This is a genomic window from Microcoleus sp. N9_B4 (assembly GCF_036701635.1).
GTDB lineage: Bacteria > Cyanobacteriota > Cyanobacteriia > Cyanobacteriales > Microcoleaceae > Microcoleus.
This window is the reverse complement of the sequence record NZ_JAUBRC010000002.1, coordinates 43,468-66,825: the sequence shown is the minus strand read 5'-3', so window position 1 is coordinate 66,825 and position 23,358 is coordinate 43,468. Positions and strand designations below refer to the sequence as shown.

General features: G+C 45.4%; 10 protein-coding genes. 6 read left to right on the top strand and 4 right to left on the bottom strand.

Annotation, left to right across the window (positions count from 1 at the left end; translation table 11 throughout):
* Positions 1 to 101: 101 nt before the first annotated feature.
* The gene (locus QUA43_RS01505; RefSeq protein WP_333370420.1) at positions 102 to 3,485 is read left to right on the top strand and encodes an Eco57I restriction-modification methylase domain-containing protein; all 3,384 of its coding nucleotides are present in this window, start codon (positions 102 to 104) and stop codon (positions 3,483 to 3,485) included.
* Between the two features lie 360 nt (positions 3,486 to 3,845).
* Here QUA43_RS01505 and QUA43_RS01500 read toward each other — a convergent pair whose 3' ends face one another.
* Positions 3,846 to 4,247, bottom strand: coding sequence for an endonuclease domain-containing protein (locus QUA43_RS01500; protein ID WP_333370418.1), 402 nt, complete (start codon positions 4,245 to 4,247; stop codon positions 3,846 to 3,848).
* A 359-nt stretch (positions 4,248 to 4,606) separates the two neighbouring features.
* On the opposite strand from QUA43_RS01500, the gene QUA43_RS01495 reads away from it, so the two are divergent.
* Positions 4,607 to 5,935 carry an IS4 family transposase gene (locus QUA43_RS01495; protein ID WP_333370416.1) on the top strand — a complete coding sequence of 443 codons (1,329 nt, stop codon included), beginning with the start codon at positions 4,607 to 4,609 and terminating at the stop codon, positions 5,933 to 5,935.
* A gap of 302 nt (positions 5,936 to 6,237) precedes the next feature.
* On the opposite strand, the gene QUA43_RS01490 is transcribed toward QUA43_RS01495, so the two are convergent.
* A complete protein-coding gene (locus tag QUA43_RS01490; protein WP_333370415.1) occupies positions 6,238 to 11,049 on the bottom strand; it encodes a glutamate synthase-related protein in 4,812 nt (1,603 codons plus the stop codon).
* A gap of 1,123 nt (positions 11,050 to 12,172) precedes the next feature.
* Between QUA43_RS01490 and QUA43_RS01485 the strand changes: the two genes are divergently transcribed.
* Together QUA43_RS01485 and QUA43_RS01480 are read left to right on the top strand one after the other, a co-directional pair.
* Positions 12,173 to 17,653: an AAA family ATPase gene (locus QUA43_RS01485; protein ID WP_333370413.1), complete on the top strand. Its 5,481-nt coding sequence runs from the start codon at positions 12,173 to 12,175 to the stop codon at positions 17,651 to 17,653.
* A gap of 165 nt (positions 17,654 to 17,818) precedes the next feature.
* Positions 17,819 to 19,918 (top strand): phosphodiester glycosidase family protein, encoded by a 2,100-nt coding sequence (locus QUA43_RS01480; RefSeq protein WP_333370410.1) that lies wholly within the window; start codon positions 17,819 to 17,821, stop codon positions 19,916 to 19,918.
* Positions 19,919 to 20,055: 137 nt separating this feature from the next.
* Here QUA43_RS01480 and QUA43_RS01475 read toward each other — a convergent pair whose 3' ends face one another.
* A complete protein-coding gene (locus tag QUA43_RS01475) occupies positions 20,056 to 21,126 on the bottom strand; it encodes an IS630 family transposase (RefSeq protein WP_333370408.1) in 1,071 nt (356 codons plus the stop codon).
* A gap of 76 nt (positions 21,127 to 21,202) precedes the next feature.
* On the opposite strand from QUA43_RS01475, the gene QUA43_RS01470 reads away from it, so the two are divergent.
* Both QUA43_RS01470 and QUA43_RS01465 read left to right on the top strand, forming a co-directional pair.
* Complete coding sequence (locus QUA43_RS01470) at positions 21,203 to 21,532, top strand: endonuclease domain-containing protein (protein WP_333370406.1); 330 nt, start codon at positions 21,203 to 21,205, stop codon at positions 21,530 to 21,532.
* Positions 21,533 to 21,795: 263 nt separating this feature from the next.
* Positions 21,796 to 21,978, top strand: a complete 183-nt coding sequence (locus QUA43_RS01465; RefSeq protein WP_333370404.1) for a hypothetical protein — start codon at positions 21,796 to 21,798, stop codon at positions 21,976 to 21,978.
* Between the two features lie 69 nt (positions 21,979 to 22,047).
* Here QUA43_RS01465 and QUA43_RS01460 read toward each other — a convergent pair whose 3' ends face one another.
* Positions 22,048 to 23,181: a succinylglutamate desuccinylase/aspartoacylase family protein gene (locus QUA43_RS01460; protein ID WP_333370403.1), complete on the bottom strand. Its 1,134-nt coding sequence runs from the start codon at positions 23,179 to 23,181 to the stop codon at positions 22,048 to 22,050.
* Positions 23,182 to 23,358: the final 177 nt, after the last annotated feature.

Sequence of the window (23,358 nt, the reverse complement as noted above, 5' to 3'; positions counted from 1 at the left end):
AGAGGCTCGGCCTTTGAGTATAACTGATTTGATAGCAGAAGGTCTGAGCCGCTGTTGCACTTGGATGCTGTAAAATTAACTTGATTAACCTGCTTGAAAAGATGACAAATCGCTCTACTCGCGCCCTTTTTCACAGCAAAACACTCAACACTGCTTTGCGTGCTTTTAGCTTTCCGCAAGATATGGAAGTGCGCCACCAAAAATTGGGAACCTGGATTGCTACACTTAAAACGGGTACGTTAGACGAAGTTAAAGAAGTTGCGCTGCACGGTAGTTTTATTAATGATATTTTTCAGGATGTTTTGGGATATTGCTCGGTAATTCAAGGTGCGGGGAAAGCTTGGGAAATTAACGCGGAACAAACGATATCTGATGGCGGCGGTTCTGCTGACGGGGCGATCGGCTTTTTTACTGCTGCTGACAATCCTAAAGGCAAAGCGGTGTCCCTGCAAGGTAAAGTGATTGCTCCGATCGAACTCAAGGGAGCGAAAAATGATTTAGACCGTCCCGCATCCGGGCGATCGGAATCAGCAGTTGACCAAGGTTGGCGCTACGCTAATTATACACCAGATTGTCGCTGGATTATTGTCTCGAATTATCGAGAATTGCGACTTTATCATACCAATAAAACTCCCGCTTATTACGAACAATTTTTTCTGGCTGACTTGGCGGATATTGAAGCTTTTAAGCGGTTTTACTTTCTGCTGTGTCGCCGCAATTTTTTGCCTAAAAACCAATCTCAAACAGGTTCTGTTATTGACAGACTGTTAAAAGACTCTGACGAAGCTCAAGAGGAAATTACCAATAAATTATATCAAGAGTACAAAGCAATTCGACTCGCTCTCGTCAAGCATTTTCGCTTTACTGGGCCGCAGGATATCCCCAACCGCGATCGCGTACTCATCGAAAAAGCTCAAAAAACTTTAGACCGCGTTTTATTCATTGCTTTTTGTGAAGATAAAGGGCTGCTGCCGCGAAACACCCTCAGCAACGCTCACGACCACCAAGACCAATACAATCCTAGATTAATTTGGGAAAATTATAAATCTGTATTTCGCTGGGTTGATGTGGGAAATGATGACCCTCCTGTACCGGGATACAACGGCGGTTTATTTAAATTCGATCCGGTTTTAGACGCACAATTGACTGTGCCAAATCCCTTATGCAGTCTGCTTAATAAGCTGACGAGATTTGATTTTGATACCGAAGTTTCCGTCGATATTTTGGGGCATATTTTCGAGCAGTCTGTTACAGATTTGGAAGAATTAAATGCTGAAACTACCGGACAGGAATACAATCAGAAAAAAGGCAAGCGGAAAACTCAAGGTGTGTTTTACACGCCAGCTTTTATTACTCAATATATTGTCGAGGTTTCTCTCGGCGGCTATTTGCAGCGGCGAGAGCAAGAATTGCGCGATTTCTTCCTAATTAACGAAGTTGCTGAAGAGTCGGTTCAGCCCCCAACGAAAACTGCAATTAAGTTTTGGAAAGCGTATCGAGACGAGGTGCTGCAAAAAACGCGCGTCATCGATCCGGCGTGCGGTTCGGGTGCTTTTTTGATTGCGGCTTTTGATTATTTGATGCAGCAGTACGAAAGAGTCGATCGCGAATTGAATGCTTTGGGATGTAAGCCAAAAAACGGCAAGTCCCTGGAATTTGACAGAAGCATTTTAAGCAACAACCTGTACGGCGTAGATTTGCTGCCGGAATCGGCAGAAATTACCAAACTTTCTCTGTGGTTAAAGACGGCGGAACCTGGTAAAACGCTGACTTATTTGGATGATAACATTAAAGCGGGAAACTCGATCGTCGCTGACAGTAATGTAGCAGATACAGCGTTTGATTGGAAAGCTGAATTTCCCCAGATTTTTGCTGATGGCGGTTTTGATGTTGTGATTGGCAATCCGCCTTATGTGCGGCAGGAGTTGCTATCTCCAATTAAACCATACTTGCAAGCAAATTATGAATCATATAACGGCGTAGCAGACCTTTATACTTATTTTTATGAACTCGGGTTAAACATTCTCAAACCGAAGGGAGTGCTTTCGTATATTGTCACAAATAAATGGCTGAGGTCGGGATACGGCGAACCTCTACGCAAGTTCTTTGCCAGTCAAGGTTTACTAGAGCAAATTATTGATTTCGGACACGCGCCAATTTTTGAGGATGCTGATACTTTTCCCTGTATTGTCGCAGTTAGAAAACCTAACGCTTCTCTATGTATCTCTGAAACTGAAAGCGAGATTGAGCCAGGTAAATCTGAACCTAATTCGCCTGTGATTGTTTGTCCGGTTCCGCGCGAGGAACTTGCTAATATTAACCTTACACAATATGTTCAACAACACGGCTATCAAATTTCGCGATCGCGTTTTACTGCGACTGCTTGGAGTCTGGAACCTCCTGCTGTGGATGATTTGATGCAGAAAATTCAACGAGTGGGAGTTGCGCTCAAAGATTTTGCAGGCGTTAAGCCTTTATATGGCATAAAAACAGGATTTAACGAAGCTTTTTTGATTGATGAAGCTACTAAAAATAGTCTCGTTCAAGCTGACCCTAAATCGGCTGAAATTATCAAGCCTTATTTACGAGGTCAAGATATTAAACGCTGGAGTCCAGAGTGGGCAAATCTTTGGATTATTTTGCTGAAGTCTAGCAGCGATAGTGTATGGCCGTGGAGTAAAGCAAACGATAAAGCAGAGGAAGTATTTGCACAAACATTTCCATCGGTATATAAGTATATGAAGCCGATGCAAGAAAAACTGTCTAAGCGTTCCGACCAAGGGCGTTACTGGTGGGAACTGCGATCATGTGCCTACTATAACGTTTTTCAAGAACCAAAAATTATCACTCAAGATTTGGCTACTTATTCTTGGTTTTGCTTCGTCGATCAAGAGATATACCCAGTGAATACTTGCTATCTATGGCCAACAGGAAATTTTTATATGCTTGGGTGGCTGTGTTCGCCAATAACTTGGTGGATTTGTCACCACACTTTGCAAAAAGGAATCAATGACACACTGCGAATGTTTAGAGAACAGGTAGAAACTTTACCCATCGCACCGCCAACAGACTCAATTCGTGCCGAAGTCGAATTAATTGTCAGCCGTTTAATTGAAATCGCCAAAACTAATCAAGAAACTCACCGAGATGTCTTGGAATGGCTGGAAATCACTTATTTAATTGATAAACTCGGACAAAAACTCGAAGATTTTTCTGCCCTTTCCTTTGCAGAGTTCGTAGCAGAAATCAGAAAGCGAATGCCGAAAACTAAATCCTCCGATCCTCTCGGCGTTGCTGGACTAAAAGCAGTCCGCGAAACTTATAATGAATATGCACCGGCCATTCAATCTCGCAAAGCTGAGGCGTTGAGACTCGAACACCGTTTATCCGATTTAGTTAATCAAGCTTACGGATTGACACCGGAAGAAATAGATTTGATGTGGAAAACAGCACCTCCGCGAATGCCGATCGCCCGACATATTTGATATAATATTAGAGCCGTGTTTGTCTTCGTCTGGAATGTTGGGATAACAATTTTTGCCGACAAATTATGCAATTTGTGCGGGATTTAAAGGTTAATTCTTGACCTTTGAGGTGATTTTTAATCCCCTGTTATCCCATCTTGCTCCCCCCTTGCTAAGGGGGGTAAAACACCTAATGCTCTCAGCGATTTAATCCCCTGTTATCCCATCTTGCTCCCCCCCTTAGCAAGGGGGGGCTGGGGGGGGTAAAAAAGCCAAGCAACAACGAAAAAACCCTCTTGCTCTTCCCCTTAGCAAGGGGGTAAAACACCTAATGCTCTCAGCGATTTATTTAATCCCCTGTTATCCCATCTTGCTCCCCCCTTAGCAAGGGGGGGCTGGGGGGGGTAAAACACCTAATGTTCTCAGCGATTTAATCCCATCTACAATCACATCTACAACCCCATCCAAATTATGATAAACATTATCATTTGTAAACCTCAAAAAATTAATTCTTGCTGATTCAATAAATTCTTGCCTTTCCGCATCATATTCTACAGCACCTTCTTGAAAATGACTATCACCGTCAACTTCTAGTGCTAACTTGATTTCCGGTGAGTAGAAATCGAACACAAATTCTGCTACGCTGTACTGTCTGCGAAATTTACAATTCTCAAGCTGTCTGTTTTTGATTTTGTCCCAGAGACGTTTTTCAGCTTTTGTCATTTCTCTGCGAAGCCGCTGTCGCTTGAGTTTTTCTGAGGTTTTGTTGTAAAGTTTTGTCATTTTTTTATTTGGGTTTTTTCGTTGCTTGCTTGGCTTTTCTTACCCCCCCCAACCCCCCCTTGCTAAGGGGGGGAGCAAGAGGGTTTTTCGTTGCTTGCTTGGCTTTTCTTACCCCCCCCAGCCCCCCCTTGCTAAGGGGGGGAGCAAGAGGGTTTTTCGTTGTTGCTTGGCTTTTCTTACCCCCCCCAGCCCCCCCTTGCTAAGGCTACCGTGTACACACAAGTCAAAGTAAACTAGACTCATGTTTTGAGAGAGGTATAAACCGTGGACAACCCCATACTGATTCACGCCCAACAAATCGAAGGAACCGCCTTTGGAGACCCAAGGCTGGTAAAAAGGGGGCGGCATTGTATGCAGCAATGGGCCAACATCAATCGGTAAACATTCGTCAAATCAGCCGAACTAGAGCTGAACAAGTAGGATACTATCGCTTTCTGGAGAATGAAAACGTGACAGTATCAGAATTAGTGCGGAGCCTATCGGAACATTGCCAACAGCAAGTAGAAAAACGGCATGTATTAGCTATAAGTGATAGCAGTGAAATAAACTTGCAGTCTCATGCAGGCCGACTAAAACCCGATAAATTAGGGGTGGTCGGCAACAATACAGATGTCGGTTTTTATATACATCCTACATTAGTTTTGGATGCTGAAAACGGCTTTCCATTAGGGTTAAGCACGGTGCAACTGTGGAGTCGAGACTTAGCTCATCAGGATAAGCATGAACGGAAGTATCAACATCTACCGATAGAGCAGAAAGAATCCTATAAATGGCTAGCATCTGCCGAGCGCAGCCAACGGTGTTTAAGTAACGGTGGCGCCAGGATGATCACTCACATCGGCGATCGCGAAAGTGACTTATATGAGGAATGGGCGACGGTTCCCGACCCATATAATCATGTATTGGTGCGAGTTTGTCAAGACCGTCGGTTGTTAGGACAATCTCAATCGCTTTATACCTACTTAAGAGAACAGCCATGTCAGGGAACTTATAAAATTGATGTCCCTGCCGATCCACGCATTGGTCGGACGGCAAGAGAAGCATTGCTAATTATCCGCTGTGCCCTTGTGCAGATCCAGCGTCCTGATAAATTGAAGGCACAAGATTATCCGCCTAGTATCACTCTTTATGCAGTTGAAGCAATAGAAGTTAATCCCCCGCCGGGAGAGGAAGCAATTCACTGGCGATTACTCACAACCCACAGGGTAGTTGGCGTAGAGCAAGCATTACAAGTTATTGAATGGTATCGATGGCGATGGCGCATTGAACAACTTTTTGCCACGCTAAAAAAAGCTGGATTAAATCTTGAAGCTACCCAATTAGAGTCCGTGGAAGCCATTCAACGACTCACTGTTTTGGCTTTAGGCGTTGCCGTGAGAACGCTACAAATGGTCGAAGGACGCGAGAACAAGGACTTACCAGCTTCTGTTACCTTCTCTGATCAGCAACAGCAATGCTTGGAAGTGATTGCACCCTCTCTTCAAGGTCGCACAAAAAAATTACAAAACCCCTATCCTCCCGCCTCCTTGCCTTGGGCTACTTGGTTAATCGCTCGACTTGGGGGTTGGTCTGGTTATAGTTCTCAGAGACCTCCCGGAATGCCTACGCTTGTTCATGGACTCCGACAGTTTGAATCCATCTTTTTGGGATGGAAACTAGCTCAGAATCAACTTGTGTGTACACGGTAGCTTGCTAAGGGGGGGAGCAAGAGGGTTTTTCGTTGTTGCTTGGCTTTTCTTACCCCCCCCAGCCCCCCCTTGCTAAGGGGGGGAGCAAGAGGGTTTTTCGTTGCTTGCTTGGCTTTTTTTACCCCCGTTGCTAATACCAATTTTAAAAAAGAATGCAACAGTATTCTTGTTCCCCCCCTTAGCAAGGGGGGGCTAGGGGGGGTCGAAGAGTGTTGCACGATTTTAGAGAAATGGTATAAGTCTGGTAAATGAAAAAAAGGGGCAACTCGCGTCGCCCCTCATCTATTTAATCAACTGGAAAATTACACTTCCACAGCAATCTTTTGTTCGGAAGCCTCCGGCGAATTCGCTTCACTCGGCGGCACAACTTGCCAGAACTTAGGCAAATATTCCGACCAATTTGCTAAAATCTTCTCAGCTTTCTTGCTACCAGTTCGATCGCGCTGAGCCTCAATCAACTCCTTCAATTGCGCCTCCCCAGCGGCCGTACAAACCCGCTGCATCTTCACAATCTCCCCGTTGACGTGAGCCGGGAAACTGCCATCTTCATCGAGGAAATAAGCCAAGCCGCCAGTCATTCCAGCACCGACGTTGCGGCCGACTTTTCCTAACACGACGATCGCGCCGCCAGTCATGTACTCGCAGCAGTGATCGCCCGCACCTTCAATGACTGCTTTCGCCATCGAGTTTCGCACCGCAAACCGTTCGCCAGCTTTACCCGCAGCCAACAGAGTTCCCCCCGTCGCACCATACAAACAAGTGTTACCGACGATCGCATTTTCGGAAGCATCGTAAGTCGCACCAGCCGGGGGTGCGATCGCGATTTCGCCACCGTGCATCCCTTTACCAACGTAGTCATTGGCTTGGCCTGACAGTACCAGCGTCATCCCCGGCAAATTGAACGCGCCGAAGCTTTGGCCCGCGCTACCAGTGCAGTTGAGGGTGATTTGACCGCTAAAACCGGTGTTGCCGTGTTGCTGTGCGATCGCACCACTGATTCTTGCGCCTACAGTGCGATCGGTATTCACCAATTTTACACTCTTGCTAACAGTGCCGTGATTGGCGATCGCACTTTGAATCTCAGCATCCGCGAGCAAATCATCATCTAACACTGGCCCGTTGGTGTGTACGTCGCCGTGGATCAAGAAAGATCGATCGCTCTTAGTATCCGGTAACTTAGTCAAACAATCCAAATTAATCGCTTGAGTTTTAGTTAGTTTCACCCCATCGCGCATTTTCAACAAATCCGCGCGGCCGATGATATCTGCGATCGACTTATAACCCAATTTCGCCAGCAAACTCCGCACTTCTTGTGCTACGAAATAGAAGAAATTAACAACGTGTTCCGGCGTTCCGGGGAACCGTTTCCGCAAGTGTTCTTGTTGAGTTGTCACGCCCACCGGACAACTATTCATGTGGCAAACGCGAGCCATAATGCAGCCTTCTGCAATCATTGCCACCGTGCCGAAACCGTACTCTTCGCCGCCCATCAAAGCGCCTACAATCACGTCCCAGCCGCTCTTAAAGCCACCGTCAACGCGCAGCAAAACTCGATCGCGCAATTTATTTTCCATCAGCACCCGGTGAACTTCTGTCAATCCGAGTTCCCACGGAGAACCTGCGTGCTTAATCGAACTCAAAGGAGACGCACCGGTGCCGCCGTCGTGGCCGGAAATTTGAATCACATCAGCATTTGCCTTGGCGACACCTGCAGCTACAGTTCCGATGCCGACTTCCGACACCAACTTCACCGAAACTCCTGCTTTCGGATTGATTTGGTGCAAGTCAAAAATCAACTGCGCCAAATCCTCGATCGAATAAATATCGTGGTGAGGAGGCGGCGAAATTAGAGTTACACCCGGTTTCGATCGGCGCAAATAAGCAATGTACTCGCTCACTTTCGCCCCCGGCAATTGACCGCCTTCACCCGGTTTCGCACCTTGTGCGATTTTAATTTCGATTTGTTCGGCGTTCATCAGGTACTCAGGAGTCACCCCGAAGCGTCCCGAAGCTACTTGTTTGATGGATGAAGAAGCTGTATCGCCGTTCTGCAAACCTTTCAAGTGAGGTAGCGTTTGTGAGAAACCGGCCGCGCTCACATCGTTTAGCACTTTGTAGCGCACCGGATCTTCGCCGCCCTCGCCGGAGTTGGATTTGCCGCCGATGCGGTTCATCGCGATCGCTAGGGTTTCGTGGGCTTCTGGGGACAAAGCGCCGAGGGACATTCCGCCCGTGGCGAACCGCTTGACAATATCTGCTACAGATTCTACGTCTTCAATGGGAATGGGAGGACGATCGCTCTGGAAATCCAGCAAATCCCGCAAAGCCGTTACCGGGCGATTTTCAAGCTGTTGCTTGTAAACCTCGTAGTGATCGTAAGCCGTTTTTGCCTCAGTGCGATCGTCCCCGATCCCGCCAAGGACTGAATTACCGTTACCGTTGCTTCCTTCTTCCTCTTCCCTTCTTCCTTCTTCCTTCTTCCTTCTTCCTTCGTTAAAAGTAGTCACAGCCTTGTGCAAAGCCTTGGCCATTTCCGGGCTGTTCATGTGATATTCGCCGCCCCGCCGGTACTGCACAAAGCCGTAATTTTCCAGCTTTTTGAGGTGCAATTCTGGGAAAGCCTGACTGTGGAAAGACATTACCTCGTTAGCCAGTTCCGCCACAGTCAAACCGCCGATGCGGGAAACAGTGCCTTTGAAACCCAAATCGAGCAAATCACCGCCAATGCCGATCGCCTCAAAGATTTGCGCCCCCTGATAGCTAGCCAGCAGCGAAATTCCCATTTTTGACATAATCTTCAGCAAGCCGTTTTCCACCGCTGTGCGGTATCTAGCTTGAGCCTGTGTCACGGTAATATTGGGAACTTTGCCGTGCTGCATCAAGTTTTGAGTCTTGGTGTCAGACCACCAGGCGCGCACGCTTTCCAAGGCCAGGTAAGGACAAATCGCGATCGCACCGTAACCGATCAAACAAGCGAAGTGGTGAGTGCTCCAACATTGGGCGGTATCCACAACTAGGGAAGTTTGCATCCGCAGGCCGACGCTAATTAAGTGGTGGTGAACCGCGCCAACTGCCAGGAATGGCGGAATATAAGTGAATTCTGCACTCAATCCACCACAAGATAAATCTCCCTCTGCCTTCTCCCCTCTTCCTTCTTCCTTCTTCCTTCTTCCTTCTTCCTTTGATACTCGATCGCTCAAAATCAGAATTCTCGAACCCTCGCGCACCGCTTGAGCCGCCTCTTGACAAAGTTGCTCGACTGCGCTTTTCAGACCTCCAGGCCCGGCAGCAATTTTGTAAAGCGTTGACAATTCGGTTGCGGTGAAAGACTTTTGCTCTTTCAAGAAAGACAGTTCAGCGTCGTTGAGTACGGGGGAATCAATTTTTAGCAGCTTGGCATTTTCCGGCACTGCTTGCAGTAAATTGCCCCGCAGACCCATATTCATCGTCAGCGACATCACCATCCCCTCGCGCAGGGGGTCGATCGGCGGATTTGTCACTTGAGCGAACCGCTGTTTGAAATAGTTGTACAGCAACTGAGGCTTTTCTGACAACACAGCCAAGGGAACGTCGTCGCCCATGCAGAAAGTCGGTTCTTTCCCAGAACTCGCCATCTCGACGATCACCATGTCCAAATCTTCTGCTGTGTAGCCAAAAGCAGTTTGGGTTGCTAACAGGGTTTGCGAGTCGAGGGTTGCTGTTTCGGCAAAAGGCTGCGGCTGCAAGATTTCGCGGTTTTGTTTCAGCCATTCGCCGTAGGGGTGCCGCTTAGCAATTCGCTGTTTGAGTTGCCAATTTTTGAGAATTTCCTTGGTTTGCAGGTCAACTGCAATCATTTGTCCTGGCCCCAAACGGCCTTTTTCGACAATATCTGCTTCGGGAATATCGACAACTCCGGCTTCGGAGGCCACAATTACCAAACCGTCTTTAGTAATGCAGTAGCGGGCCGGCCGCAAACCGTTGCGATCGAGCGTAGCACCTACTTGTTTGCCGTCGCTGAACACCAGCAGTGCGGGGCCGTCCCAAGGTTCTTGAATGCCGCTGTAATACTCGTAAAAATCGACAATTTCTGGGTAGGGCGCCAAATCCGGCTGATTTTTGTAGGCTTCGGGCACCAGAATTGTCAGGGATTCTAGGGGGGTGCGGCCGGAGTGTACCAACAATTCCATCACGTTGTCCAAGTTTGCCGAATCGCTGCTTTCGAGATTGACAATTGGGTTAAACGTGTCGATATCAGCTTGACTCCAATTCGGGTGAGATAAATTGGCTTGTCGCGCTTTCATCCAGGTAATATTGCCCAGCAGCGTGTTAATTTCGCCGTTGTGTCCCAGCAAGCGCATGGGCTGGGCTAAGTGCCAGCGGGGCATGGTGTTGGTGCTGAAGCGCCGGTGATAAACGGCAAAGGAGCTTTTATAAGCGGGATTTTTCAGGTCTGGGTAAAATTCTGCCAGTACAGCCGATCGCACCATGCCTTTATAGACGATCGTGCGGCAGGAGAAAGAGCAAGTATAAAAGTCTCGGCGGGTGAAGTTGGGGCGATTTGACAGCGCGTGTCCGATCGTGCGGCGCGCCAAAAATAGATGTTTGTCGAGTTCGTCTCCGGCTAAGTGCGGTGAACTGACAATTACTTGTTCGATTTGGGGTTGATTTTCTAGCGCTTGCTCGCCCAAAACCGACGGTACAATGGGAACTTTGCGCCATCCCAAAAGTTTCAGCCCGCGATCGGTCAGAACTTGCTCAACAACCTGCCGCGCTATAGTCGCTTGAAATTTATCTTGAGACAGGAACAGCATTCCCACGCCGCAGTTTTCCCGCGCCGGAGGCACAATTCCCTGTTCGGCAAACCAAGTATCCAGCAATTCCCAAGGAATCGCGGTCATCAAACCCGCACCGTCGCCGGAATCAGAGTCGGCGCTGCAACCGCCGCGATGTTCTAGACAAGTTAAAGCTGGCAGTGCTTTCTCAATAATCGAGTGCGTAGCTTCGCCGCTTTGGTTGGCAATAAACCCCACACCGCAGGCATCTCTTTCTTCCACTAACCAGCTTTGGCCGGCGAATGGAGTTCCTCGCTCAGTTTGATGCACGTTTCTGTTTGGATCGATCGTGTTACCCATGTTGATTGAATGTTATTTCCGTGATTGTGTGGTGGATGCGTTTTTATAGCTCGGAGAGAGAAGGCTGCCGAGCGGTGGGAGCCTAGTAAACTTTAAAACAGCACATTGGAAGCTGATTTGATAAAAATTTACGTCGATGCTGCCTGTACTTAGCACTAAAACCCTGTTTGCAGATTTTAAATTATCTAGCTCGCATCGCTTCGGAGATGTCTCCTAGAATACCCTGCTGTTAAAAAGCAGTGATTCTTGGGGCCATCGCCGCCCTGCAAGTAGATACATTGCAGGCGATTCCCTACGGGATAGCTGCGCCGCGCGGGCTTTTTGTGTGTTTTTTTCCTGAGTCCGGAAGGGTAGCCTTGCAGCGGAATCAGGTAGATAGTAACTTTAGCGTTATTTTGCTTGCTGCGCTGTTGATTTGCTTTCGTCAGCGCCCGCAGACACAAAAGCCACCTGCCCGCTCAGTCGGTAGGTGCAATGTAGCAGCGCGGTTCACAACTGGTGAAACCTGTCTTATTGTGAAGTCAACTCTTGGGCCGCGAACATCAAGTTTATCAAAAAATTGATAAAATTTCACCCATTACACTCAGAGTTTGCGCGCAAGTCTTGTCAGCGATCGTCCACAACCCAGGCTAAGATGTCTTGCCGAAAAAGGTTGACAGTTGTCCATAACTCTAATTTGTATTTTTTTTACCCACAAACTTTTGTTACTCATCAATGAAAGCTATTTCCAGGATTTCTGACATCTTGTGGAGTATCTGGTAAACCCAGCGCCGCCTTTTTGAATCAACAATCTCAATCTCAATCTCTTTAGGGACGAGAATGTCAAAAATTGCCCCCTAATTATGCCACGCCTATTAACTAAGTTCTTAAGCTCCTATTCTCTGAAGTGATGTCGTCAAATCAGCGTTATCTAAGTTATTTTTAATTGCTTGCAACTACATTATAAACAGATATCACATAAAACATTCAAGTCTCGCTTGGAAAATCATTATTTCATAATTCGGTCTCGAAAATATGTTAAGAAAAATGTAATTAAATGAATATTGCGCCAGATAGAGCCACAATATTAGATATTAAATCTAAGAAGCTTCAGGCTTTAAAAAAGCAGTAGGAATACGTAGGTATGACTAATATCACAAATCTTTTTCTCGGATATCACATTAACGAGCAAATATACGCAGGAAATCGAACTCTAGTTTATCGTGGCTTTCGGTGTTCAAATGGGCAGCCAGTCGCAATCAAACTGCTGCGAAATGACTTTCCCCGCTTCAACGAACTCGTTCATTTCCGCAACCAGTACATCATTGCTAAAAACTTAGAGATTCCTGGCAGTGTTAAGGCATACAGTCTGGAGACTTACCATAACCACTATGCTCTGGTGATGGAAGACTTTGGCGGAATTTCCTTAAGTAGCTACCTCGCTAGTCTAGCAGCAGCTAGCAAGGAACCTGTAGAAGGCTTGCCCGTTAACGAATTTCTTCCGATTGCAATTCAAATTGCCAACGCCCTTGACGGACTTTATCACCACCACGTCATCCATAAAGACCTCAAACCCGCCAACATTCTAATTAACCCCACCAGCAAAGAAGTCAAGCTGATTGACTTCAGCATCGCCTCACTGCTACCTCGCGAAACCCAAGAAATTCACAATCCCAACGTCCTCGAAGGCACTTTACCCTACATATCTCCAGAACAAACTGGCCGGATGAATCGGGGCATTGATTACCGCACAGATTTCTACTCCCTAGGAGTCACATTCTACGAATTACTAACAGGAAAGTTACCATTTCAAACAGACGATGCAATGGATTTGGTACACTGTCACCTTGCCAAGCAGCCTATCCCAGCCTCAATAGTCAACCAGAACGTTCCATTGGTGCTGTCTGAGATTGTCAGCAAACTGATGGCGAAGAATGCTGAAGCTCGCTATCAAAGTGCGATCGGACTCAAGTACGATTTGGAAACTTGTTTATCTCAGTGGCAAGAGACAGGGACACTAACTAACTTTACCATAGGGGAGCGAGATTTGTGCGATCGCTTCATCATCCCCGAAAAATTATACGGTAGAGAAAGCGAAGTATTCTCCCTGCTATCCGCCTTCGAGCGCGTGAGTGCAGGAAGCGCCGAAATGATTCTGGTGGCTGGTTTCTCTGGCATTGGCAAAACCGCCGTCGTCAACGAAGTTCACAAACCAATTGTCAGACAGCGAGGCTACTTTATTAAAGGCAAATTCGACCAATTCCAACGCAACCTACCCTTTAGTGCATTTGTCCAAGCTTTTCGCGATTTAATGGGACAATTGCTATCGGAAACAGATGCTCAAGTTGAACAATGGAAATCGGAAATTCTGGCAGCTTTGGGCGATAGCGCTCAAGCGATAGTTGAAGTAATTCCCGAACTAGAACGGATTATCGGACAGCAAGCGCCAGTCCCCGAACTTTCTGGCATTGCCGGTCAAAATCGCTTCAATTTGTTGTTTGAAAAATTCATTCAATTATTCACAAGAAAAGAACATCCTTTAGTAATTTTCTTGGACGATTTGCAATGGGCAGACTCAGCATCATTAAAATTAATTCAACTGCTGATGAGCGCTACCGATAACTGCTATCTCTTATTAATAGGAGCTTATCGGGATAACGAAGTATTTCCAGCGCATCCATTGATGCTGACCTTAGCAGAGATTCAAAAAACCGCAGCCAAGGTGAATACTATTACCTTAGCTCCCCTCGATCGAGCCGACGTAAATAGTTTAGTGGCCGATACTCTAGTTTGTTCTACAGCATTGGCTCTGCCTTTGACAGAACTCGTTTATCAGAAAACCCTAGGCAATCCATTTTTTAGCACACAATTCCTCAAATCTTTGCATGAAGATGGGCTAATTGAATTTAATTTTGCAGCTCGGTATTGGCAGTGCGATATTGCTCTAGTGCGAACCTTGGCACTAACGGATGATGTAGTAGAATTCATGGCACTTCAGTTGCGAAAGTTGCCAACCAGGACACAGGAAATTTTAAAGTTAGCTGCTTGTATTGGCAATCAGTTCGATTTGGCGACGTTAGCAATTGTTGATGAAAATTCGCCAGTAGAAACCGCAACAGCTTTATGGAAGGCGCTGCAAGAAGGATTAATTTTACCCATTAGTGAAATTTACAAGTTTTATCAAGCAGAAGGGAATAGCGAATTAGTAATCGGTAATGACAAGAAATCTGACCAATTACCAATTACCCATGACCAATTACCCAAATACAAGTTTTTACACGATCGCGTCCAACAAGCTGCCTATTCCCTGATTCCTGATGACCAAAAACAGGCGACTCATTACCAAATCGGACAACTGCTGCTGCAACAGATTTCCACACAAGCTAGAGTTGACCGTATTTTTGAAATCGTCAATCAATTAAATCACGGAACTGTTTTAATTACCCAACCAACAGAACGAGAAGAATTAGCTCAACTCAATTTAATTGCCTGTCGCAAAGCTAAAACTTCAACCGCCTATCAAGCAGCGCGTGAATATGCGACAGTGGGATTGTCATTGTTGGAAGAAACTACTTGGCAGCAGCAGTATGAAATGACCATCGCCTTATATGAATTAGCTGCGGAAATAGCAATGCTAAACGGTAACTTTGAGGCGATGGAACAGTTCATTGATATTGTCATTCAACAGGCACGCTCCTTACCTGAAAAAGTCAATGTTTACTGCATCAGAATTCAATCTCATATTTCCCAAAGTAAACTGACATCAGCGATCGCGATCGGCCAACAAGTCTTACAACAGCTTGGTGTCACCTTTCCTGAAACACCGACACCATCAGATATTCAAGAGGAAATCCAACAGATTGAGGAACTCATTGGAGATCGGGAAATCGCTGATTTGGTTCACTTGCCTGAAATGACAGATGCAGAAAAACTCGGTACTCTTAAAATTGTCAATATCATCAGCCCAGCAGCTTACCTCACTGGCTCTGCGCTGTACCCATTGCTGAATACTTTGTCGGTTAAACTATCAATTCAGTACGGTAACACATCGACTTCTGCTTTCGGCTATGCGAACTATGGCAATATTCTCTGCAATTTCTTCCAAGTCGTGGATACAGGAACACAGTTTGGTTCTCTGGCACTCCAGATTATCTCAAAACTCGATGCCAAAGCAAGTAAAACAGAGGTTTTGATGCTCTTGGGGTTGTTTATTGTACACCGCAACTCTCACATTCAAGAAACACTACCACTCTTGCAAGAAGGTTACACCACTGCCATAGAATTTGGAAACTTGGTACTTGCTGGGTACAATGGCCACGGTTTTTGTCTCCATTCTTTTTGGTGTAATCAATCCCTGGCTACCTTAGAGCAGGATATTAGCGCCTACTGCCATAGCTTGATGCAATTAAATCAATTGACAACCGCAAATTATTGCCGGATTTATTGGCAACCTGTTTTAAATTTGCTAGGTCTTGCAGAACATACCACCCTTTTGTCTGGGAAAGCCCTTGAAGAAACAGAATTTCTCCAGCAGCTAGAGTCTGCCAAAGATGGATATGGATTGTATATTTTCCATTTGTATAAACTAATGCTTTGTTTCTTGTTTGGAGAAATTGAGCCAGCTAAAAATCATGCTATTGAAGTCAGGCGCTATTTTATGGCTGGTGCGGGATTAGTCACCGAACCAGTATTTTATCTTTATGATTCTCTGCTAACTTTGGCACAATTAAATCCGCAGTTAGATGAAGCATCAGAAGCATTGCAGGGTGTAATAGAAAACCAAACCAAGTTACAGCAATGGGCGTCTTATGCACCCATGAATTCTCAACATAAGGTTGATTTGGTAGAGGCGGAAACAAGTAGAGTGTTCGGACAAAAAGCCAAAGCAATTGAGTTTTACGACCAGGCAATTTCTGGAGCCAAAGCCAACGAATATATCCAAGAAGAAGCACTTGCTAACGAACTGGCAGCAAAGTTCTACCTAGATTGGGGCAAAGAGCGCATAGCTGGGGAATACATGATCCAAGCCTACTATGCCTACGCTCGTTGGGGTGCAAAAGCCAAAGTCGCTGACTTAGAAGCTCGCTATCCTCAACTACTTACACCTATATTAGAGCAAACCCTTTCTCCTCTCTTCGCTCACGAAACTCTCTTAACATGGGGTAATGTCACCTCCACCAGTTCGGCCACATCCAGTAGTAGTGTTTCTGTGGCTTTAGATTTAGCTACTATTCTCAAAGCTTCTCATACTATTTCCGGTGAAATCGAACTGGAAAATCTACTTTCATCGTTGATGAGGATCGTCATCGAAAATGCGGGGGCTGATAAATGCGTGTTCATGCTCTTGCGAGACTCGCGCCTGTTAATCAAAGCGTCAATTACCACAGGTTCAAAGCCAGTTGTCTTGCAGCGTATTCCCATTGAAGATAGCCAGGACATTCCCCACAGACTGATTTACAAAGTCAAGCATGACAAGCAAACTGCTGTAATAGTTGATGCAAGTGCCGATGCGAGCTTAGCCAATGACCCCTATATCATCCGTCAGCAGCCCAAAAGTATCTTGTGTAGCCCGATTTTGCATCAAGGGAAGTTGATGGGCATTTTATATCTAGAAAATAATCTAGCAACGGGAGCATTTACGAGCGATCGCGTCGCCCTCCTCAACATCCTCTGCTCCCAAGCTGCCATCTCGCTGGAAAACGCCCGCTTATATCAGCAATCTCAACAGCTTTATCAACAATCTCAGGATTATGCCCAAAAACTAGAGTCCTCTATCCACAATCTTCAACAGATGCAACTGCAATTGGTGCAGGGTGAGAAAATGTCTGCTCTCGGAAATTTAGTCGCAGGAGTAGCCCACGAAATTAACAATCCCGTAGGCTTTATCGCTGGCAATTTGCAACCCGCTCAAGAATACGTGGGGGATTTATTCCACTTGATTGACTTGTATCAAGAAAAATTTCCCAATCCGGGAGTGGAAATTGAATCAGAAATTGAGGAGATGGACTTGGAGTATTTGCGAGAAGATTTGCCGAAATTGATTAGCTCAATGAATGAGGGAGTCGATCGCATCCGCAATATCAGTACAAGTCTGAGAACGTTTTCTAGGGCAGATAGCGATCGACCAGTTGCTTTCAATATTCACGATGGACTTGAAAGCACTCTGCTAATTCTCAAGCACCGTTTAAAAGCCAGCGAATTCCGCCCTGCCATTGAAGTTGTGAGAGATTATGGTAACTTACCCCTCATAAAATGCTTTCCCGGACAGTTAAACCAGGTATTTATGAATGTGCTGGCTAATGCCATTGACGCTCTGGAGGAGTCAAATAAGGGGCGGAGTTTTAGTGAAATTAAAGCCCTACCTAATCAAATTACGGTTCAAACTATTCTGAGCGAAGACAACAATCAGGTTTTCATTCGCATTAAGGATAATGGAGTGGGGATGTTGGCTGAAGTCAAGGAAAACATCTTTAACCACTTATTCACCACCAAGTCTGTGGGTCAAGGAACTGGATTAGGATTATCTATAGCCCGCCAAATTGTTGTGGAAAAACATGGAGGTACATTAGTAGTCAATTCTTGTCTGGGGCAGGGTTCGGAGTTTGTGATTTCTCTTCCTGCGTGAGCAGTTCGTAGTAGGGCTTGAGCGCAATTAGCGCGATCGCCAAAAATATCGTATTTAGTAAGAAGAGACATACGGATTTTCCGGGTTTCTAAATCCCCATGCGTTTAGAAGTGAAATTGTGAGTTGTAAGCTGTGAAACGTAATTTTTTCTATTGGCGTCTAATATTGTCAGTCTCTATTTTACCTGTACTGGCGATCGCCCCATCTTTGTTTTGGAATCAACCCGCAAGAGCACAAGAGGGGGACAGGGCTGGGCTGATTCATGCTTCGAGCTCCCGCCAGGGAATGAATTCCCTGGCTGATAGCGAAAGTCGGTTGAAACCGACTGAAATATTGACATATAGTTCTCTTGAGAGGACTTCAGCTATGAGACAGGGAATTCATTCCCTGTCGGAATATAAGTTTTTGACTCAATCCCTACCGCCAGATTCCAGAATCAAACAAGGCCGCCAAGTTTCTCTAAACGGCCGCATTCTCCCACTAACTTGGACTCAGCAGCCGGCAAACAGCACTTCTGGGAATTTCCGAACTTGGATTGCTGATGTTGGATTGATGCAAAGTGCGGGAGTGGATTTGCTCAGCAGCGCCGACAGTGCCAAACAAGCAGTGCAGTGGTTTTCGGTATCTTTAACCGACGCTCAAAGCTTAGCAACCTGGGCAACAGGCGCGTATCGTTACTTAGATGTTACCGATTTTGCTAGACTTGCCGGCTGGGAGATATCTGCTGATGGAAATATTCTCAAAATTACGTCTCAAACTGCAAGTGTTACCGGAATTCGGCAAGCAGAAATAGAATCGGGCGATCGCATTGTAGTAGATCTCGATCGACCAACTCCCTGGCAAGTCAACTTTGTCGATAAACCAATCCCGTCGCCGACACCCACACCCAACCCCCCGGACGACCCCACAAAGCCCGCTCTCCCACTGCCAAACCTCCGCACAGCGCCAAACCTCGAAACACCAGACGACCCGACCAAACCCACTCTCCCGCTGCAAATAAGGCCCGCAGCGCCGATCGCCGGTCAAGAATGGTCGATCGCGATCGATGCTAAAGTCGATCCGGCGTTACTTCAGGAAACTTTTCAAACCAGCCAACAATTGCTATCACTAAAAGTCGAACCTGACGGCGCTCAAACCAAAGTCAAAGTGAAGATTCCTTTAGGTTGGCGGCCGCAAGTTTTCAGCCTGGGAAATCCCAATCGATTAGTTATCGACATTCGGCCAGATTCGTTAGTAGAAAAAAACATTGTTTGGGCGCCCGGTGTGCAGTGGCGGCAGCAGTATCAAAATTTAGGAACCGATCGTTTTCCGGTAGTTTGGTTAGAAGTTAATCCGCGTCAAGCGGGTGTGAAAATTCGACCAATTCTCAGCAATCCGCCTGCCGATCAAGGCACTGCACCTTTATTGCAAACAGCAGAAGTTTCGGGTGCGGCTGCGGCGATTAATGCAGGGTTTTTCAATCGGATAAATCGGTTAGCTTTAGGGGCAATTCGGCGGGACAATAAATGGCTTTCCGGGCCGATTTTGAACCGGGGGGCGATCGCATGGAACGATCGGGGAGAATTTGCGATCGATCGTTTAACTTTGCAAGAAACTTTGATAACTCCGGCAAATCAATTTTTGCCTGTTTCTCATCTCAATAGTGCCTACGTACAACCGGGAATCGGTCGCTACACTCCTGATTGGGGAACAACTTATACTCCGTTGTCTGGCAATGAAATAGTTGTGACAGTTGTGGGCAATCGAGTTGTCAGCCAATCCCCCGGAGGTGCGCCGGGAACAACCAGTTTTCCCATTCCAGCTAACGGTTATATTTTAGCTTTGCGTGCCGATTTGTTCCCTGCATCTGAACTCTCTATCGGCACTTTATTGCGTTTAGAAACTAACACTTTTCCTGCTGATTTCAACCGTTTTCCGTACATTCTCGGCGGCGGGCCGGTGTTGGTACAAAACAGTCAAGTTGTGCTGGATGCTAGGGCGGAAGGGTTTAGCGATGCCTATGTTAGACAGACAGCAATTAGAAGTGCGATCGGGCGAACTGCGGCGGGGAATTTGCTGATTGTAGCCGTGCACAATCGCGCGGGCGGGGCCGGGCCAAATTTCGCAGAACTGGCGCAGATATTGCAGCAAATGGGTGCTGTGGAGGCTTTAAATTTGGATGGGGGAAGTTCGACGAGTTTGTATTTGGGAGGTAGTTTGCTCGATCGACCTCCGTCAACTGCTGCGAGAGTTCATAATGCGATCGGTATCTTCATTCAACCATAAACCGTACCACCACCCAACAAACTCAAAAAACTCTTAGCCCCCCCTTAGCAAGGGGGGGTTGGGGGGGTTAAAAAACCATAAGACCAACAAAAAAATCCTATAGCACTCCTAAATCATTTTCTAGACCTAGAGCAATCCTAATTAATTTTTTCCGTGCAATTATATTTATGTATTTTGGGGAAATCAAATTTATGTTCGTTAGTAAAAAATTCAAACAAAAATTTTACAATCTTAAAAGACCTACATAAATACCAATACTTTCTTAAAAAGTTTTTAGCCTGTAACCAAATATCTTCAACGGGATTTTGTTGGGGAGCATTTGGAGCAAATAAAATACAAGTAATTGACCACTCATCAGGCTCTTTGTCAGCATTTACTTCTAATAAAAAATCTCTAAATTCGCCATATTTATGATAACTGGCTCCATCCCAAATCAAGATAATCTTGCGATTTTTATATTTGTCTTGTAAGTATTTTATAAATTTAACTGTTGATTTTCCATCCCCAGATGGATGGCTCTGAACATGGAATTCTTTGCTTTGATAATTGAGTGCGCCAAAATAAGTTTGTCTATCTTTTTCATTGGTAATTGGGACTTCAATTCTGATTTTTGATTGACCCCAAACATAACCAGTCAGATCGCCATGAAGTAGATGACATTCATCTATAAATAATACTATTATTTGCCCGGATTCTATGCCAGCCTTGTTTTTGAATAAAATATTGTTAATTTCTTCCGTCTTTTTTTTTACCAGTTCTTCATCAAATTTAGGATTGATTTTTTGAGTTTTTTTCCAACTAATTTTCGCCCGATCGAAAAGTTCATAGTAACTCTGTTTTGATTTATAGATCACACCAAACTCTCGCTCTACATAAGTAACCAGCTCATCTAAATTCCAATATTCTTTATTCTTTAGCCACTCAATTACTTCAGTCTTTTGTAGAGCTGTTAAATACCCTTTTGACCCTTTATGCCCTAGCTTGATTCCTTCGATGCCTTTGGTTTGAAATTGTTTTTTCCAATGACCAACAAAAAATTCACTTACACCGAGAATTTTGCTAATTTCATGGTAGAACTTGCCTTCGACAGCCATCCTTACAGCTATTGCTCGTTTAAGTTCTCTTGCATCGATATCACTTTTAATAAAAGATTCTAATTGAGTTATTTCCTTTTCCATATCTTTGAGGGGCAGTTTTAAGTTATTCATCTTTTTATTCACGATCGAGTATTGCATATAATTGTATCATAGTCTTGATAATCATTTAGGATTGCTATATATAACAATGACAAAACTCTACAACAGAAACTCAGAAAAATTCAAGCGACAGAAGCTTCGCACAGAAATGACAGAAGCTGAGAAGCGACTATGGGAACACATTAGAAACAGACGGCTTGAGAATTGTAAATTTCGCAGACAATATAGTGTAGCAGCATTTGTGCTAGATTTCTACTCACCGGAAATCAAGTTAGCACTAGAAGTTGATGGTGACAGCCATTTTGTGGATGGCGCTGTAGAATATGATGCAGAAAGGCTGGCCTTTATTGAGTCGGCAAGGATTAAATTTTTGAGATTTACTAATGAGGATATTTATCATAATTTGGATGGGTTTTAGAGGTTATTGTAGAGGGGATTAAATCGCTGAAAAGATCGGGTGTTTCCCCCCCCCCAGCCCTTGCTAAGGGGGGAGTAAGAGTTAGAAGGGTAGATTAGATTAAATCGTTGAGAACATTGGGTGTTTTACCCCCCCCAGCCCCCCCTTGCTAAGGGGGGGAGTAAGAGTTAGCCCCTTGCTAAGGGGGGGGAGTAAAAGTTTCTATAATCCCACATAGAGTGGCTTGTTTGTATGGGATGATAACGGGATATTCCCCGCGCAATTTGCAGGATCAAGACCCGTTTTTGGCGGTGTTGCAAAATGATGCGGTTCCTGTGCGCGATCGCACTTCTGCGATTCCTCAACCGCTAGCCACAGTTATCGATCGCGCTTTAATTGACAATCCTGAAATTTATTATAAAAGTGCAGCGAAATTTAAACAAGCCCTATTAAATAGTATATCGTAAATTATGGTTCGACTACCAATAGGTTTTCAGAAACCCGGTTTATTGAAGAAACCGGGTTGATTGGTATTCTCAATCTGCCATCACAGACAACACGTACTCTCCTTGATTTACTGACTGATTAATCGAAACATCAAAAATGAAAACATCCGACTCAGCACAAACATCAACCAAACTCGGAAATTCCCCATTCTTATTAAAGCTGAGAATTTGATAAAGGCGATCGCCCTTTTTGACATAACTCCCCAATTGCACTCGATTTTGAATCATCCCGCCCGCCGGCGCGTAGTATTTTATTACCGACTTCTTGGGGGTAAAAATAACTGGATGATTCGCAGTTTCCGGGAGAGGAAATCCATCTAGTTTCAATAAACCCTTACTTGCTAAGTAATTTTTGATGCCCCGCAAGCCATTCGCCACCGACTGGGGATTCATTTCCATCCCCGAACCTAATTCTAAAGTCCAAGCTTCCACGTCAAATTTGAGCGCACTTCCCAACTGGGCAAAAATCTTCTCCAAAGCCAGCCAAGGCTTGAGAAACGCCTCGTCAAAAGCATCGCCGTCGTACTCGTCCATCAAGATTGCCCGATCGAGCAAAAAAGCTTTCGCACTCTCCTCGCGGGAATTAAAACAGTAAAGGTAATCTAAACTTTGATTCGTAGAACTGTGCAAGTCCAGCACGTAGTCAGCATCCAAACACAAAGATTGTAGCTGATATCGGTAAAGTTCGCTGTAGGGGCGGCAACTAGGAGCGTTAATTTTTTCCAACTCTTTGGCAAAACTCAAAGCAATCGCTTTTCTGTAATTAACTTTGACAGTATTGGCATCGAGATGGATGTGAGACTTAGCAAAACCCAGAATATCTTCCCCTTGTTTTTCAAAATCCCAGAAAATCCGGTTCCAATTTACCCCATCATACAGATTGTAGCGACCAGGGGAAAAATGGTGTGATCGCTGACTGACACCCACAGGATTACAAACAGGAACTAGCAAAATTTCGCCGCTTAACTGACTGCTGTCCAAAGACATTAAAAACTCAATTAATTGGTAAATCACAGCATTACCGCTAATCTCAGCGCCGTGGAGGTTAGATTGGAGATAAGCTTTTTTGCCGGGAATCGCACCTTGGAACTGATAGACTTGCAGTGAAAGCCGATCGCCCGAAGCAAGCTGCACCACAGGAATAGTCGAAATAACAGGAATCATAGAGAAGGAAGAAGGAAGAGGGAAGAAGGAAGAAGGAAGAAGGAAGAGGGAAGAGGGAAGAAGGCAAAAATTTCTTCTGTCAACTGTCAACTGCCAACTGCCAACTGCCAACAGACTTATTCCTTAATAGCCGATTTGCGGGCGTTGGTCTAAAATCAATACAGTCCTCTGCTGACT

Bases quoted from the DNA above. Each gene is read 5' to 3' on its own strand.
- QUA43_RS01475 (WP_333370408.1), bottom strand. From the start codon at position 21,126: ATGAATAACTTAAAACTGCCCCTCAAAGATATGGAAAAGGAAATAACT.
- QUA43_RS01500 (WP_333370418.1), bottom strand. From the start codon at position 4,247: ATGACAAAACTTTACAACAAAACCTCAGAAAAACTCAAGCGACAGCGG.
- QUA43_RS01495 (WP_333370416.1), top strand. From the start codon at position 4,607: ATGGGCCAACATCAATCGGTAAACATTCGTCAAATCAGCCGAACTAGA.
- QUA43_RS01460 (WP_333370403.1), bottom strand. From the start codon at position 23,181: ATGATTCCTGTTATTTCGACTATTCCTGTGGTGCAGCTTGCTTCGGGC.
- QUA43_RS01485 (WP_333370413.1), top strand. From the start codon at position 12,173: ATGACTAATATCACAAATCTTTTTCTCGGATATCACATTAACGAGCAA.
- QUA43_RS01490 (WP_333370415.1), bottom strand. From the start codon at position 11,049: ATGGGTAACACGATCGATCCAAACAGAAACGTGCATCAAACTGAGCGA.
- QUA43_RS01505 (WP_333370420.1), top strand. From the start codon at position 102: ATGACAAATCGCTCTACTCGCGCCCTTTTTCACAGCAAAACACTCAAC.
- QUA43_RS01470 (WP_333370406.1), top strand. From the start codon at position 21,203: ATGACAAAACTCTACAACAGAAACTCAGAAAAATTCAAGCGACAGAAG.